This is a genomic window from Robertmurraya sp. DFI.2.37, from assembly GCF_029211245.1.
Classification (GTDB): Bacteria; Bacillota; Bacilli; order Bacillales; family Cytobacillaceae; genus Robertmurraya; species Robertmurraya methanolica_A.
Genome location: NZ_JARGEJ010000828.1, coordinates 1 through 290, shown reverse-complemented (window position 1 = coordinate 290; position 290 = coordinate 1). Strand labels below are relative to the sequence as shown.

Sequence of the window (290 nt, the reverse complement as noted above, 5' to 3'; positions counted from 1 at the left end):
TACCTAATGAGAGATGGATTAGAAAAACAAAGCTTACCACAACAGAAGAAGGCAAATTGACTTTGAATGTGGAAGGCAGGACCTATCAACCTGGCACCTACGAATTTTTAATTAAAGCAGAAGGTTATGAGGATGCAGTCCTTACTGTAAACGTGCCAAAACTAAAGGATGCACCTGTAGTGAGAGGCTATGTCACAGGTACAAATCAATTTGTTATTGAGTTTGAAGATGATCCGGATTGGCGTGAAAACGTGAGGTATGTATACAATGAGACCCAAAATCGATCGATA

General features: G+C 39.7%; 1 protein-coding gene. It reads left to right on the top strand.

Annotated elements, in window-relative coordinates:
* A partial coding sequence (locus tag PZE06_RS28815; protein ID WP_275792513.1) for a hemoblobin-interacting domain-containing protein occupies window positions 1-290 on the top strand: 290 nt, incomplete at both ends.